The organism is Bradyrhizobium sp. 159, assembly GCF_023073795.1.
Taxonomy (GTDB): Bacteria; Pseudomonadota; Alphaproteobacteria; order Rhizobiales; family Xanthobacteraceae; genus Bradyrhizobium.
The window spans coordinates 120,904-135,538 of record NZ_JADPKE010000068.1; the positions used below are offsets into that span (position 1 = coordinate 120,904).

At 64.3% G+C, this 14,635-nt stretch carries 12 protein-coding genes and 1 pseudogene; 11 read left to right on the forward strand and 2 right to left on the reverse strand.

From position 1 onward, the window contains the following. Position 1: 1 nt before the first annotated feature. The 9 genes and pseudogenes from IVA96_RS19370 to IVA96_RS19410 all read left to right on the forward strand — a co-directional run bounded on the left by IVA96_RS19370 (position 2) and on the right by IVA96_RS19410 (position 10,350). Complete coding sequence (locus IVA96_RS19370) at positions 2 to 2,080, forward strand: ATP-binding protein (protein ID WP_247281890.1); 2,079 nt, start codon at positions 2 to 4, stop codon at positions 2,078 to 2,080. Beyond that, on the forward strand, positions 2,050 to 3,795 hold the full coding sequence (locus IVA96_RS19375; RefSeq protein WP_247281891.1) for a DUF3369 domain-containing protein: 1,746 nt from the start codon (positions 2,050 to 2,052) through the stop codon (positions 3,793 to 3,795). Before IVA96_RS19370 ends, IVA96_RS19375 begins: the two co-directional genes overlap by 31 nt. Positions 3,796 to 3,805: 10 nt before the next feature. Continuing rightward, positions 3,806 to 4,543: a response regulator gene (locus tag IVA96_RS19380; protein WP_247281892.1), complete on the forward strand. Its 738-nt coding sequence runs from the start codon at positions 3,806 to 3,808 to the stop codon at positions 4,541 to 4,543. A 338-nt stretch (positions 4,544 to 4,881) separates the two neighbouring features. Continuing rightward, positions 4,882 to 5,493: a sigma-70 family RNA polymerase sigma factor gene (locus IVA96_RS19385; protein ID WP_247281893.1), complete on the forward strand. Its 612-nt coding sequence runs from the start codon at positions 4,882 to 4,884 to the stop codon at positions 5,491 to 5,493. A 368-nt stretch (positions 5,494 to 5,861) separates the two neighbouring features. Continuing rightward, positions 5,862 to 6,559: pseudogene (locus IVA96_RS19390) on the forward strand (cytochrome c biogenesis CcdA family protein). Positions 6,560 to 6,590: 31 nt separating this feature from the next. After that, on the forward strand, positions 6,591 to 7,193 hold the full coding sequence (locus IVA96_RS19395) for a thioredoxin family protein (protein WP_247281895.1): 603 nt from the start codon (positions 6,591 to 6,593) through the stop codon (positions 7,191 to 7,193). Between the two features lie 51 nt (positions 7,194 to 7,244). Next, positions 7,245 to 8,216 carry a hypothetical protein gene (locus IVA96_RS19400; RefSeq protein WP_247281896.1) on the forward strand — a complete coding sequence of 324 codons (972 nt, stop codon included), beginning with the start codon at positions 7,245 to 7,247 and terminating at the stop codon, positions 8,214 to 8,216. Positions 8,217 to 8,664: 448 nt separating this feature from the next. Then, positions 8,665 to 9,258: a L,D-transpeptidase gene (locus tag IVA96_RS19405; protein ID WP_247281897.1), complete on the forward strand. Its 594-nt coding sequence runs from the start codon at positions 8,665 to 8,667 to the stop codon at positions 9,256 to 9,258. A 54-nt stretch (positions 9,259 to 9,312) separates the two neighbouring features. Beyond that, positions 9,313 to 10,350: an amino acid ABC transporter substrate-binding protein gene (locus IVA96_RS19410; RefSeq protein ID WP_247418709.1), complete on the forward strand. Its 1,038-nt coding sequence runs from the start codon at positions 9,313 to 9,315 to the stop codon at positions 10,348 to 10,350. 256 nt (positions 10,351 to 10,606) lie between these two features. On the opposite strand, the gene IVA96_RS19415 is transcribed toward IVA96_RS19410, so the two are convergent. Together IVA96_RS19415 and IVA96_RS19420 are read right to left on the reverse strand one after the other, a co-directional pair. After that, entirely contained in the window at positions 10,607 to 11,734 is a 1,128-nt protein-coding gene (locus tag IVA96_RS19415) for an acyl-CoA dehydrogenase family protein (protein WP_247418707.1), read from the reverse strand. A gap of 126 nt (positions 11,735 to 11,860) precedes the next feature. Then, positions 11,861 to 13,075 (reverse strand): acyl-CoA dehydrogenase family protein, encoded by a 1,215-nt coding sequence (locus IVA96_RS19420; RefSeq protein ID WP_247281899.1) that lies wholly within the window; start codon positions 13,073 to 13,075, stop codon positions 11,861 to 11,863. Positions 13,076 to 13,223: 148 nt separating this feature from the next. Between IVA96_RS19420 and IVA96_RS19425 the strand changes: the two genes are divergently transcribed. Further along, positions 13,224 to 13,769, forward strand: coding sequence for a carboxymuconolactone decarboxylase family protein (locus IVA96_RS19425; protein ID WP_247281900.1), 546 nt, complete (start codon positions 13,224 to 13,226; stop codon positions 13,767 to 13,769). Positions 13,770 to 13,969: 200 nt separating this feature from the next. Continuing rightward, positions 13,970 to 14,464, forward strand: coding sequence for a VOC family protein (locus IVA96_RS19430; RefSeq protein ID WP_247281901.1), 495 nt, complete (start codon positions 13,970 to 13,972; stop codon positions 14,462 to 14,464). Positions 14,465 to 14,635: the final 171 nt, after the last annotated feature.

Consider the following 14,635-nt stretch of genomic DNA (forward strand, 5'->3'; position numbering starts at 1 on the left):
CTTGGCTGGGCTCGGACACAGCGAGACCGCAGAGAGGCCGCCCGGCCCGCTCGGACGGGTGCGCGCGCGCATCGTCGCCGCGCTCCGGGCGGTGCCGATCCGCTGGCGCATCCTGTCAATCGCGGCGCTGAACTCCGCCGTGGTGGTGGTGCTGGTCGCGATGATCTGGAACGGCGTGCAAGTGCTGGGCTCGGCCTGGGACGACGTGCGCCAGGTGCGCGAGTCCGACCGGATCCTGGCGCTGCTCGAAAGCGAGACCGGGCGGCTGCAAAACCTGATCCACCGCTACATCAACCAGCCGAGCCCGGACCTGTTCGCCGAGATCCTGCTGCTGCGCGAGGCGGTGCTGGGCACGCTGACGGGCCGCGCCACCAAGGACCCGATGCTGTCAGGCTCGGTCGAGGAGCTCGAGCGCACCACCGACCGCTTCCTCAACGGCTTTGGCGAGCTGCGCAGCGTGCAAGCCACCATCGCCAAGACCTATGAGGAGCAGGTGCAGGGTCCGGCCAGGGACATGGCCGGGCTCTATTCCATCATCGAAGGCGCCACCGGCCATCGCGACGCGCTGATCTGGCCCTCGCTCGGAAAATCCCGCGAGGCTTTCACCGCGATGCTGGTCGCGGCCAATTCGTACTATCTGTCGCTGTCGTCAGGCGCGGCCGACGACGCGCGGCGCAACACCGAGACGATCGAGAAGACCATCCCGGTCATGATCGACCTCGCCGACAACGACCTCCAGCGCATGGCCTTGCGGCGGCTCGCGGACCGCACCGCGTCCTTGCGCGAGGGCTTTGCAAAACTGTCCGAGCAGCTGGCGAGCCGCACCGAGCTGTTGCGCAACACCATCGACGCCAGCCAAGCCGAGGCGATCGGCGCCATCGACGACCTCTCGACCAAGATGCGCCACCGCGAGCAGAAGGCGCAGGAGACTTTCGACCGCACGCTGGCCGACATCTCTCGCCGCGTACTCTCCGTTGCGGTGATCTTCCTCGGCATCATCCTCGCCGCCGGCGTCTTGATCGCGCTGTCGATCCGCCTGCCGCTCCAGCAGCTCATGACGGCGATGCGCGCGATCACGCTCGGCGACCTCGGCCGCGAGGTGCAGGGCACCAAGGCACGCGACGAGGTCGGCGCGATGGCGCGCGCCGTGGAAGTGTTCCGCGAGAACGCCATCGCCAAGCGCCAGACCGAGGACGAGCTGCGCGCGTCGAAGGAAAAAGCCGAGAGTGCGCTGCTCGAGCTCAACACCGCACAGCAGAATCTGATCGACGCCGAGCGCCTCGCCGCGCTCGGCGGCTTGGTTGCCGGCGTCGCCCACGAGGTCAACAATCCGATCGGCATCAGCCTGACGGTCGCTTCGAGCTTTGCCCGGCGAAGCGAGATCTTCGAGGCGCAGCTCAAGGGCGATGGGGGCCTGCGCCGCTCGCAGCTGGAAGAATTCGTGCAGTCCTCGCGCGAGGCCTCGCAGCAGCTGGTTGCCAACCTCCAGCGCGCCGGCGAGCTGATCCAGTCGTTCAAGCAGGTCGCGGTCGACCGCTCCCATGCCGAGCGTCGGCAGTTCTCGCTCAGCGAGGCCACCGAGCAGATCATCGCCAGCTTGCGCCCGGTGCTGAAGCGCTCGCCGATCACGCTTCAGGTCGACGTGCCCGAAGGGCTCCTGCTCGACGGCTATCCCGGCTCCTACGGCCAGATTCTGACCAACCTGTTCCTCAATGCCGCCAACCACGCCTTCGCCGACGGACGTGCCGGCACCATCATCATCTCGGCGCGGCCGCGCGGGACCGACGACATCGAGATCAGCTTCACCGATGACGGCGCCGGCATGACCCCCGACGTGCAGCGCCAGGCCTTTGACCCTTTCTTTACCACCCGGCGCAATGAAGGCGGCACGGGACTTGGCCTCCATATCGTCTATAACCTCGTCACCCAGCAGCTCGGCGGCCGCATGATGCTGGAATCCAAGCTGGGACAAGGCACTACATTTCGCATTATCATGCCGCGCATTGCCAAGGGCGGCGCGCAAAGCACAGAAAGTGACGGGACTTCTCAATGGCCGAACAGGACGATGTCCTCCACCTGATCGACGACACCGGTACCGCGTCGGAGGATGCCAACACCCGGAAATGGAAGATCGCCGTCATCGACGACGATCCGGCCGTGCATGACGGCACCCGTTTCGCGCTGTCCGACTACAGCCTCAACGGCCAGCGCCTGGAGATCCTGTCGGCCTATTCCGCGGCAGAAGGTCGCAAGCTGATGGCCGAGCACGGCGACATCGCCGCCGTGCTGCTCGACGTCATCATGGAGACCGACGTCGCAGGCCTCGAGCTCGTCGAATTCATCCGCAACGAGATCAAGAACGAGACTGTCCGCATCATCCTGCGCACCGGGCAGCCCGGCCAGGCGCCCGAGCGGCGGGTGATCGTGCAGTACGACATCAACGACTACAAGGCCAAGACCGAGCTCACCGCCGACAAGCTGTTTACCTCGCTGACCGCGGCGCTGCGCTCCTATCAGCAGCTCGAGCGCATGGTGCAGACGCGGCGCGGGCTCGAGATCATCATCGACGCCGCCTCGACGCTGTACGACTTCAAGTCGATGCAGCGGCTCGCCGAGGGCGTGCTGACCCAGCTCGCCTCGCTGCTCAACGTCGACTGCGCCGGCATCCTGGTCTTGCGCGACAATGGCGGCATCGACCCCGAGCTCTCGGTGCTCGCCGGCAGCGGCTGCTACAGCCGCTTCATCGGCAGCACGACATCGAAGGCGCTTGATCCCGATCTGCGCGAGATGGTGGAAGCCGCGTTCCAGCGCCGCAAGAACGAATTCGCCGACCACCGCAGCGTGATCTACTTGCGCACCGGCAGCGGCCGCGAGGTGGTGGTGCTGCTCCAGGCCGAGCGCGAACTGTCCGAGACCGACCGTTCGCTGGTCGAGATCTTCTCCAGCCGGCTCTCGATCGCCTTCGACAATGTGATCCTCTATCAGCAGCTTCAGGACGCCAACACGCAGCTGGAGGATCGCGTCGCCCAGCGCACCCGCGCGCTGATGCAGGCCAACCGCCGCCTGTCCGCGCAATGGCTGCGGCTCCAGCGCGCCAACGGCTTCAAGAACGAGATTTTGGGCACCGTCGCGCACGATCTGAAGAATCCGCTCGGCGTCATCCTCGGCCGCACCGAGATGCTGAAGGAGCTGATCTCGACCGGCGCATCGGAAAGCGGCGTGGTTGCTCAGGTCGATCACATCCGTGATGCCACCAAGCGGCTGACCACGATGGTCGATCACCTGATTTCGGACGCGATGGCCGATGCTTTCGACATCACCATCCGCCGCGAGCCGGTCGACGTCGCGGCCCTGGTCAAGGAGGTCGCCGATGCCAACCAGCCGCTCGCCGTCAACAAGCAGCAGACGATCAGCGTCGCCGCGCCGCCCAACATCGTCACCATGTGCGATACCGACCGCATCCGCGAGGCGATCGACAACCTCATCAGCAACGCCATCAAATACTCGCCGATCGGCGGCAAGATCACCGTCGCCGTGACCCATGAGGGTACCGAAACCACCGTCCGGGTCAGCGACGAGGGTGCCGGCCTGTCGCCGGAGGATCTCGGCCGCTTGTTCGGTCGGTTCCAGCGCCTGTCCGCAAAGCCGACCGCCGGCGAGAGCTCGACGGGGCTTGGGTTGTCCATCGTCAAGCGCATTATCGACATGCATGGCGGCGAGGTGACCGCCAACAGCGACGGCCCTGGCAAGGGCTCGACCTTCACCATCACCCTCCCCGCGACCGAAATGCCGTGATCTCAAGACCATGACCCAAAGCCAGCACATCATGATCGTCGACGACGAGGCCCCGGCCCGGGAGATGGTCGGCGATTACCTCAAGATGCACGGCTTCACCGTGACGCTGTGCGACGGCGGCAAGTCCTTGCGCGCCGCGATCCAGGGCAGCATGCCCGACCTCGTCGTACTCGACCTCAACATGCCCGAGGAAGACGGGCTCTCGATCATCCGCGATCTCAAGAGCCGCATCAACGTGCCCGTGATCATGCTGACGGCGACCGCGAGCCCGATCGACCGCGTCGTCGGGCTCGAGCTCGGCGCCGATGATTACGTGGCAAAACCGTGCGAGCTGCGCGAGCTGATGGCGCGCATCCGTTCGGTGCTGCGGCGAAGCGGGCCGGCCAAGGCTGCCGCGCCGGACGCCGCGGCCGCAAAGTCCGACAAGGACCAATTGGTGCGCTTCGGCACCAAATGGCTCGATCTCGAAGCGCAGGCCTTGCGCGACGACGAGGGCAACGAGCATCCGCTGACCGCCTCCGAGTTCGGGCTGCTCAAAGTGTTCGCGGCCAATCCGAAACGCGTGCTGTCGCGCGAGCGCCTGCTGGAGCTCGCCAACGCGCGCGACGCCGAGGCCTTCGACCGCGCGGTCGACCTGCGCATCATGCGCATCCGCCGCAAGATCGAGCCCGACCCGGCAAAACCCGCCGTGATCCGCACCATCCGCGGCGGCGGCTATCTGTTCTCGCCGGCCGGCGAGAAGGCGTAAATCGCGCGGCAAATAAAGTTGTCGTCCCGGACAAGCGCGCCCTTAGGCGCGAAGCGAACCCGGGACGACAGGAGAGTGTTTGGCGCACCAAACGCAAGGGCCGGAAATCCGTTCCCGGCGCGTACGCCCGGCTTTACCCCCCTATCCCGTATTTTCCGCACATTGAAATTCCACGATTTTTTGCCCCGAATGTTTCGTCGCACCCCTTCCGAAGAAACAATTTGGCGGCGCACGAAACCATTTTCTCCTTTTCGTGCAGACGTCCCGAAACGTTGGCTCATTAACACTCCGGCTTAAGGAAACGCCGCTCGGTTGCGGCGCTACGGGGAGCTAAGTCCATGCCGAACGTCATTGCCATCAACGCCCAAGCCAGCCACAGCATCATTGCCGTTCAGGCGACTTCGGACGATATGCTTCTCGAAAGCATCGCCGACGGCAACCGGACGGCCATGCACATGCTGTACTGCCGCCATAACGTTCGGGTGTACCGCTTCATCCTTCGCATCGTGCGCGATGCCACCACGGCGGAAGATCTGGTCAGTCAGGTGTTTCTGGACGTGTGGCGGACCGCAGGCCAGTTCCAAGGCCGCTCGCAGGTCTCGACCTGGCTGCTCTCGATCGCCCGCTTCAAGGCGCTGACCGCGATGCGCCAGCGGCGCTTCGAGGACATCGACCAGGAGGACGTGCGCCAGATCCCCGACGATGCCGAGACGCCCGAGACCTCGCTCGATCGCAACGATACCAGCGCCATCCTCCGCGCCTGCGTGCAGAAGCTGTCGCCCGCCCACCGCGAGATCATCAATCTCGTCTACTACCACGAGAAGTCGGTGGAGGAGGTCGGCCAGATCATCGGCATCCCGCAGAGCACGGTGAAGACGCGGATGTTCTACGCCCGCAAACAACTGGCCGATTTGCTTAAGGGCGCCGGCGTGGATCGTTTCGCCGCCTAAGCTCAATGGATTCAATGGGATAGGACCGCTCCTTTGGCCCCATCCCCGGACACGGAAGTGTTACCGCCGACGAAACAATTGAAACAAAGCACAACATCAGGCGGAAAAACTTCCCTCCTATAAAACTCACATACGGTTTTGCTTAAACCTCCCAAGGACCTCCAGCGACCCGGACGGGATGCCCCCCTCCGGGTCGTTTTGTGTTTGGGGCTAGACTCGTGCCGCGCGCTCCCGCCTCTCCCGCTTGCGGGAGAGGGGGCGCACCGCCGTCGTGGTACGCAGCTCGCTCGTCACGAAGGCGTGACGCTGCGTAACGTCTGACACATCCATCCCGAACAGCCCTCGTGACCTCATGCACGAGTGGCTCCATGCTCGAACTTCTCTTCGCCGTCCTTGCCGGAATCCTGACTATCGCCGCGCCGTGCACGCTGCCGATGCTGCCGATCCTGCTCGGCGCCTCGATCGGGCGCGCGGGGCACTTGCGCCCCGCCATGATCGCGCTCGGCTTCGTCATGTCGTTCTCGGCCACCGCGCTGCTGCTCGGAGCAATCACGCGGCTGTTCGATTTCGATCCGAACGTGTTGCGTGAGGCCGCGTCCATCCTGCTGCTCGGCTTCGGCCTGTTGATGCTGTGGCCGACGCCGTTCGAATGGCTGTCGATCCGGCTCAATGGCTGGCTCGATCTCGGCAGCTCTAGCGCCATCCAGCGCGAGGGCGCACTGGGTGGGCTCGTGCTCGGCACCACGCCCGGCCTGGTCTGGACGCCCTGCGCCGGTCCGGTGCTCGGCTCGATCCTGACGCTGGTTGCGACCTCCAAGAATCTGACCTGGGCCGGCACGCTGCTGGTCGCCTACGCCATCGGCGCGGCGATCCCGATGCTGGCCATCGCCTATGGCGGCCAGGCCGCCAGCACGCGGGTGCGCAGCCTCGCCCGCATCTCGCCGCGGCTGCAGCAGGGCTTTGGCATCGTTGTGACGCCTTCGCGGTTGCGGCCTATTTTCAATACGACACGCTGATCGTGGCGTGGCTTACCGGCTTCTATCCCACCGGCCAGATCGGCCTGTGATCATCGCGCATCTCAACCGGAGGACTCGTTCATGACTTTCAAACTGCTCGCTGTGGCCACCGCCCTGATCAGCATGACCATATCAGGCGCCGTCATCCCCGGCATCTGCGACGAGGCCGCACGCGCTGCGCCCGTCGTCACCGCGGCCGCGAGCCAGCAGACCGCGCCCGACTTCACCGGTATCAACACCTGGTTCAACTCGAAACCGCTGAGCATGGCCGAGCTGCGCGGCAAGGTCGTGCTGGTCGACTTCTGGACCTATGGCTGCGTCAACTGCGTCAACACGCTGCCGCACGTCACCGACCTCTACGCCAAGTACAAGGACAAAGGCCTTATCGTTGTCGGCGTGCACACGCCGGAATTCCCGTTCGAGCGTTCCGCCTCCAACGTGCAGGCTGCGCTGAAACGCCACGGCATCACCTATCCGGTGGCGCAGGACAACGATTCCAAGACCTGGAACGCCTACCGCAACCGATATTGGCCGGCGCAGTACATCATCGACCAGACCGGCAAGATCGTGTTCCAGCACGAAGGCGAAGGCAGCTACGACCAGACGGTGGCGCGGCTCCTGAACGTGAACAGCTGCCGCGCCGGCATCGCCCCGCCGGCTTCATCTGTCGTCCTTGTTGCTTGACTCCACGGAGCCGTCCGTGGAGTTTCGCAGCCCCGGAATCAGCCGCCCGCGATGGACGCGACCACCAGCACCGACATCCGCCTTCGTGAAGGCTCCTCGATCGCGCAGCGGCTGATCATGGCCGGCTCTGCGGCCGCGGTTGCGCTGTGCTTCACGCCGGGCCTGTTCACGCACGACGCACTGGAAGTGACCATCTCGGTGGCCGCTCTCCTCCTGGGCGCGGCATTCGTCTGCGGGATTATGCTGGCGCCGGCGGTGGTGTGGATCATCACACCGAACGAGATCCTGATCGGGCAACAGCGTCCTTTCGGAAAGCTCCGCACGCGGGTCGTCCCGAAGGACGACATCAGGGAATTGCAGGTTCCCGGCAGTAAGAGGGCGAAAGCCCGCTTCCAGCTGGCCTTCACGCTGGCCTCCGGGGAACGCCTAACGTCCCCACCGATCTCCGACGTCACGCATGTGCGCGATACCGTGGCCCAGATCGCCGCGCAATTCGGCGTTCCCAACGTCGAGGCACCTAGCAATCCACTCGATGCCAGCAATCCCGAGATGCATCTCGGCGAACCCCTCGAGCCGTTTTCCGCGCGCGACATCCGCATCGTGGCGTTGATCGCTGTCGCACTGTGCGCCGTTCCCTACGCCTACAAACTCTGGCGCGGACTGCCGCCCGGACCGATCGACATCATGCTGCTGCCGGTTGGCGCGATCGCCGCGTTCGCCGTGCACAGATACGCCAATCTCGTGACCGGCGCTTTCTGGATCATCCGGCAACGGGATATTCGCGTCGAACGCCTGTGGGGCGACGGCACGCCGCGCGCCGACCATATCGAGGGCGGCGACGTGAAGGCGATCACGGTCGAGCGCCGCGGCCGATCCGAGGACGAGCACTGCATCGTCGTGATCCGGTTGCACTCCGGGCGGCGCTTCCGCAGCCCCCGCATCGGCTCGCGGCTCGAGGCCCGCGCCGTGGGCGCCGAGATCGTCCGGCGGCTGGGGATCGCGGCGGAGAATAACCGGATTTAGCTCTCACCCTGCTTGCGACAGAGCGGTCGCATCTGGAGAGGAGCTGACAAATCGCCTGCGGCCATCCTTCCAGACGCCCGCCTCCGGCGGGCGCTCAGGATGAGGAACGGAGTCCGCGGCAGCAATTTGAGTGATGCCGCGATGCCTCTTAGCCTCATCCTGAAGAGGCGCGTGAGCGCCGTCTCGACGGACGAGGCGCGCGCTTAGGCCGCCGGGAAGTCCTATGCGATCCCCTTCTCCACACGCGGGGAAAGCGAGTGCGCCGACCTGCCGCGACAATATATGCTTTTCGCGCCATCCCCTGTTTGTGGCATTGCGCCGCCCGTCAAAAAACCAAAGCATTCTCGTGACATACTAGGGCGGCGCGCCATCAACTTGCCATGAACCTGCCCCTCAGGTTTGATGGTTCTGAAATGATTTGCGCTGTGGCAGCGGGGAGAGCTTTTACATGACGGATTTTCGTCGCCTGACCGGGATGTTTGTGGCTGCGATGGGCCTGATCCTGTCGGCTCCCCACGTCTTCGCGCAGCAGCCTGATCGCGGCGACGAGCCGGGCTTGATCGCCGATGACGGCTACCAGCTCGACCAGGAATGGCAGAAGCAGGTGGTCTACTTCCGCACCACCGAGGCGCCCGGTACCATCATCATCTCGACGGCCGAGCGGCACCTTTATCTGGTGCAGCCCGGCGGGCGCGCGATCCGCTACGGCATCGGCGTCGGCCGCGACGGTTTCCAGTGGCAGGGGCTGGTGAACATCACCAACAAGAAGGAATGGCCGGACTGGACGCCGCCGCCCGAGATGATCCAGCGCCAGCCCTATCTGCCGCGTTTCATGGCCGGCGGCCCTGGCAACCCGCTCGGCGCCCGCGCCATGTATCTGGGCACCACGGTCTACCGCATCCACGGCACCAACCGTCCGGATACGATCGGCACCAAGGTGTCCTCGGGTTGCTTCCGCCTGGTCAACAATGACGTCGCCGATCTCTACGATCGCGTCCCGGTCGGGACCAAGGTTGTCATCCGGCAGAAGCCTGAGCTCTGATCTTCCTCGCCTTAGCGAATATTCCTTTTCCCGATTTTTCGAGAGAGCAACATGATGCGCACTTTTCGAGGCGGCCTGCTGATCGGGCTCGCGGTCGCCGTGCTGGTCGCCGTTCTGGCCATCATCTATGAATTCTACGACACCCGCACCCTGAAGCGGACCGTGCGCCGTGGCGAGGTGCTGTGCGGCGTCAACAAGGGCCTGCCGGGCTTCTCGATCCCGGACGGCAAGGGCAATTGGACCGGCTTCGACGTCGATTTCTGCCGCGCGGTGGCCGCGGCGATCTTCAACGATCCGGGCAAGGCGAAGTTCGTCGCGCTCGATGCCAGCGAGCGCTTCAAGGAATTGCAGAGCCGGAAGGTGGACATCCTCTCCCGCAACTCGACCTGGAGCATGGCGCGCGAGCTCGACTACGACCTCTATTTCCCGGCCGTGGCCTATTATGACGGCGCAGGTTTCATGCTGCCGCGCTCGCGCAACAAGGAGACGTCGCTCGACCTGACCGGCAGCAAGGTCTGCGTCCAGTCCGGCACCACCACGGCACTCAATGTCGTCGATTACTTCCGTGCCAACAACATGAAGTATGACGAGGTGAAGTTCGACAAGCTCGACGACGTGGTGAAAGCCTACGACACCGGTAAGTGCGATACGCTGAGCGCCGACGTCTCCCAGCTCTATGCGCTCAGGCTGAACCTCTCAAAACCCGGCGACCACATGATCCTGCCGGACATGATCTCCAAGGAGCCGCTCGCCCCGGTCGTGCGCCAGCGCGACGACGACTGGATGATGATCGTGAAGTGGACGCTCTATGCGATGATCAACGCCGAGGAGTTGGGGGTGACCTCGGAGAACATCGACGAAGCCCTGAAGTCGAAGAAGCCGGAAGTGATGCGCCTCGTCGGCACCGAGGGCAATTACGGCGAGCAGCTCGGCCTCACCAAGGACTGGGCCGCCCGCATCATCCGCCATGTCGGCAATTACGGCGAGATGTACGACCGCAACATCGGCGAGAAGTCCAGGCTGAAGATCCCGCGCGGCATGAACCAGCTGTGGAATGCCGGTGGTGTGCAGTATGCACCGCCAATGAGGTAGGAGATCCCTCCGCCGTCATTACGAGCGAAGCGAAGCAATCCAGAATCTTTCCACGGACGCAGTCTGGATTGCTTCGTCGCAAGGGCTCCTCGCAATGACGAGCTTGGGGCAAGCGCTGTCACATTCTCAACTGTCGTCACCCGGCTTAGACCGGGCGATCCAGTATTACGAGATGTCAATCGTATCCGGAAAACCGCGGCGTACTGGATCGCCCGCCTTCGCGGGCGATGACACCGAGGGTGACGTGACGGTGCGCCTAATATCCCCGCGCCCGTGCCAGTTGCTCAGTGTGGTAATTGGCGTCGCCGAACAGTTCCTCGCAGACCCGTGCGCGCTTCATGAAGAAGCCGATGTCGAACTGGTCGGTCATGCCCATGCCGCCGTGCATCTGCACGCCTTCGTGCACCGCGCGCGTCGAGGTGGTGCCGGCGCGGGCCTTGGCGACCGCCACGGCTGAGGCTGCTTTGGCGACATCGGCATCCAGCGCCTGAAGCGCCTTCATGACGGCGGCGCGGGTGATCTCGATGTCGATGTAGAGTTCGGCGGCGCGGTGCTGGAGCGCCTGGAATTCGCCGATCAGCTTGCCGAATTGCTTGCGGCTCTTCAGGTACTCGACGGTGCGATTGAACACCTCATCGCTCAATCCCACCATTTCGGAGGCGACGGCGCCCCGGCCGATATCGAGCACGCCGGCGGCCTGATCGACCTCGCCGAGCACGCTGTCGGCATTGACCTCGACATTGGCGAATTCGACCCGCGCCGCATTGTGCGCATCGACCATGACGGTGCGTTCGACCGCGATCCCTTTCGCCTTGGAGTCGACCAGGAATAGCGTCAGGCCTTCACGCTCGCCGGCAGCACCCGCGGTGCGCGCGGCGACGATGAGGAGGTCGGCGACGTGCCCGTCGACGACCAGTGCCTTGGCGCCGGAGAGCTTGAAGCCGTTACCGGCGCGCACGGCCCGGAGGCTGGTCTGGAGCGGACGATGCTTTGCGCCTTCGTCGATGGCGAGCGCCGCAAGCAGAGAGCCGCTCGCGATTTTCGGCAAATATTCCGATTTCTGCGCGGCATTGCCGCCGCGATTGAGGGCCGAGGCCGCGACCACGCCGGTGGCGAGGAAGGGGGAAGGCATCAAGGTGCGGCCGATCTCCTCCATGACGACACCGGCCTCGACATAGCCGAGGCCAGAGCCGCCGAACTCTTCGGGGACCAGCAGGCCGGCAAACCCCATCTCGGCGAAGGAATGCCAAAGCTCCTTGGAGAAGCCGGTGGGATCCTTGCTGTCGCGCAAATGGCGCAGGTGCGACACCGGTGCCTTGTCGCTGATCAGCCCGCGCGCGGAGTCGCGGAGCATCGATTGTTCTTCGGTGAGGACGAGGGCCATGTGTCTAAGTCTCTAGTATCGCGCGGAATGAATTGTTGCTGTCATTCCGGGGCGATGCGCAGCATCGAACCCGGAATCTCGAGGTTCCGGGTTCGGTCCTGCGGACCGCCCCGGAACGACGGGACGTTACGCCCCCGGCAGATCCAGGATGCGCTTGGCGACGATGCCGAGCATGACCTCGGACGTGCCGCCCTCGATCGAGTTGGCCTTGGTGCGCAGCCAGGCGCGCGGGCGGGCGCCCTGCTTCGAGCGTTCGCTCTCCCATTCCAGCGCATCGACGCCGCCGGCCGACATCAGGATCTCGTAGCGCCGCTTGTTGAGCTCGGTGCCGTAATATTTCATCGCGGACGAGAACGCCGGATGCGCTTGGCCCGCCTTGGCGAGATCGACCGCGCGCTCGGCACAGGCGGCAAGCGCGGCTTCGTCGACGTCGAAGCGCGCGATCTGGCCACGCAGCATGGCATCATCGAGCCGCCCCAGCGCATCGGTGCCGACGGTGTCAGCCGCGATCTGGCCGAGTGGACGGCCGACGCCGCGCTCGCCCATGCCCGAGATCATCGCGCGCTCGTGCTGGAGCAGATACTTTGCGACATCCCAGCCGCGGTTGATCTGGCCGACCACGTGCGACTTCGGCACGCGGACGTTGTCAAAGAAGGTCTCGCAGAACGGCGAATAGCCGGAGATCAGGAGGATCGGCTTTGTGGAGACACCCTTCGAGGTCATGTCGAACAGGATGAAGCTGATGCCGTCGTGCTTCTTCGCGGTCGGATCGGTGCGGACCAAGCAGAAGATCCAGTCGGCGTAGTTGGCGTAGGACGTCCAGATCTTCTGACCGTTGATGATGAAGTCGTCGCCGTCGCTCTCGGCGCGGGTCTGGAGCGAGGCGAGATCGGAGCCGGCGTTCGGCTCGGAGTAACCCTGGCACCAGCGGATCTCGCCCGCGGCGATCTTCGGCAGATGCTCCTTCTTCTGGGCGTCGTTGCCGTATTTCAGCAGTGCCGGCCCGAGCATCCAGATGCCGAAGCTCGACAGCGGCGGGCGCGCGCCCATTTTTGCCATTTCGGCGCGCAGCACCTTGTGTTCGGCAGCACTCAAGCCGCCGCCGCCATACTCCTTCGGCCAGTCCGGCACTGTCCAGCCCTTGTCGCGCATGCGCTCGAACCAGACGCGCTGCGGCTCGGACGAGAATTTTGCGTTGCGCCCGCCCCAGAACACGTCGGCATCCGACGTCGCCGGCTTGCGCATCTCCGGCGGGCAATTGGCTTCAAGCCAGGCGCGCGTCTTGTTGCGGAATTGTTCGAGATCGGCGCTCTCAGTGTCGCTGGTCCTAGATTCAGCCATTGGTCGTTTCCATCAATCAAAATCGACTTGTTGGACGCGACTCTGGGCCATCGCACCGTGGAATTCAACCACTTCCGTGCCGCGCGCGCCGCGCTGCCTTCGGCTATAATCCGGGGCATGTCGGCTTGAAAACAAAGAGGAAACGAGGATGCGCCTGAAACTTCTTTCGCCTGGCGAAATGAACGAAAGCCAGCGCCAGACCTATGACGAATCCATTGCCGGCAAGCGCGGCAAGCCGCCGGCGCCGATGATGGCCTGGCTGAGCAGCCCCGAGATGGCGCGGCACGCCACGCGGCTTGGCGAGGTGCTCCGCTTCGACACCATATTTCCGGCAAGGCTTTCGGAGATCGCGATCCTGGTGACGGCACGGCACTGGACTGCGCATTACGAATGGTATGCGCATAAGCGCCTCGCGCTTGCCGGCGGCATGGATCCAAAAATCATCGAGGCGATCCGCGACCGCCGCACGCCTGAGTTCGACGATCCCCAGGGAAAGATGATCTACGACGTCGCGAAGTCGCTGCACGAAGGGCATGGCGTCGAGAAGGGTCTCTACGATGAGGCGGTCAAACTGCTCAGTGAACGCGGCGTCGTCGAGGTGATCGGGCTGTGCGGCTATTACACCATGGTGTCGATGACGCTGAACACGTTCGAATTCGGGTTGCCCGAGGGCGAAGTGTCGGAGCTGAGCTAGAGCGAGTGACCTTGGGCACGATCGCCGGACTTTGTTCACCTCTCCCCAGCGGGGAGAGGTCACCTCCGCCTGGGGCTGATACCGACACCATCAATTTCATCCCCGATTGGCTTCCCGTTTGGAAACAATGGGTTTCGGGATCGGCCCGTAGCGCGATCCCAAGGCAGGCCTTATGTGCATAGTGTGAACGGAGCACCAGCATGTCGCAAAGCCCAGCCATCGCCGCCGGCACCAGGATCGGCCACGTCCATCTCAAGGTCGCTGATCTCGATCGTGCGCTCGGCTTCTATTGCGGCGTGCTCGGCTTCGAGCTGATGCAGCGGATGGGCTCCGGCGCGGCCTTCATTTCGGCCGGCGGCTATCATCATCACATCGGCCTCAATACCTGGGAAAGCAAGGGTGGCTCGCCGCCGCCGCCAGGCACGACCGGGCTCTATCACACCGCGATTCTCTATCCGACGCGGCCGGCGCTGGCGGACGCGCTGCACCGGGTGCTGTCGGCGAGCATTGCGCTCGATGGCGCCAGCGACCATGGCGTCAGCGAAGCGCTTTACTTGCGCGACCCCGACCAGAATGGCGTCGAGCTCTATTGGGACAAGCCGAGGGAGCGATGGCCGTTCGGGCCCGATGGGAAGCTGGCGATGTTTACGAAGCGGTTGGATGTGGAAGCGCTGTTGCAGCAGCGGGAGGCGTGAGCTCCGCTCTCCCCTCGTCATTGCTGTCGATGTTCAATAATTCGCTGATTGGATCGCGGTGGTCTTGGTAGCGGCGAAGGCCTTGGGAGTTTGTCCTGCCAAGGCCTGATGGGGTCTGTGGTTGTTGTAGTATACGAGATAGTCGAACAGTTCGTTGGCGAAGTGGTCGAG

What these genes read in the sequence shown, in the direction of transcription:
- IVA96_RS19375 (WP_247281891.1), top strand. Translation starts at nt 2,050, where the DNA reads ATGGCCGAACAGGACGATGTCCTCCACCTGATCGACGACACCGGTACC.
- IVA96_RS19380 (WP_247281892.1), top strand. Translation starts at nt 3,806, where the DNA reads ATGACCCAAAGCCAGCACATCATGATCGTCGACGACGAGGCCCCGGCC.
- IVA96_RS19385 (WP_247281893.1), top strand. Translation starts at nt 4,882, where the DNA reads ATGCCGAACGTCATTGCCATCAACGCCCAAGCCAGCCACAGCATCATT.
- IVA96_RS19395 (WP_247281895.1), top strand. Translation starts at nt 6,591, where the DNA reads ATGACTTTCAAACTGCTCGCTGTGGCCACCGCCCTGATCAGCATGACC.
- IVA96_RS19400 (WP_247281896.1), top strand. Translation starts at nt 7,245, where the DNA reads ATGGACGCGACCACCAGCACCGACATCCGCCTTCGTGAAGGCTCCTCG.
- IVA96_RS19405 (WP_247281897.1), top strand. Translation starts at nt 8,665, where the DNA reads ATGACGGATTTTCGTCGCCTGACCGGGATGTTTGTGGCTGCGATGGGC.
- IVA96_RS19410 (WP_247418709.1), top strand. Translation starts at nt 9,313, where the DNA reads ATGCGCACTTTTCGAGGCGGCCTGCTGATCGGGCTCGCGGTCGCCGTG.
- IVA96_RS19415 (WP_247418707.1), bottom strand. Translation starts at nt 11,734, where the DNA reads ATGGCCCTCGTCCTCACCGAAGAACAATCGATGCTCCGCGACTCCGCG.
- IVA96_RS19420 (WP_247281899.1), bottom strand. Translation starts at nt 13,075, where the DNA reads ATGGCTGAATCTAGGACCAGCGACACTGAGAGCGCCGATCTCGAACAA.
- IVA96_RS19425 (WP_247281900.1), top strand. Translation starts at nt 13,224, where the DNA reads ATGCGCCTGAAACTTCTTTCGCCTGGCGAAATGAACGAAAGCCAGCGC.
- IVA96_RS19430 (WP_247281901.1), top strand. Translation starts at nt 13,970, where the DNA reads ATGTCGCAAAGCCCAGCCATCGCCGCCGGCACCAGGATCGGCCACGTC.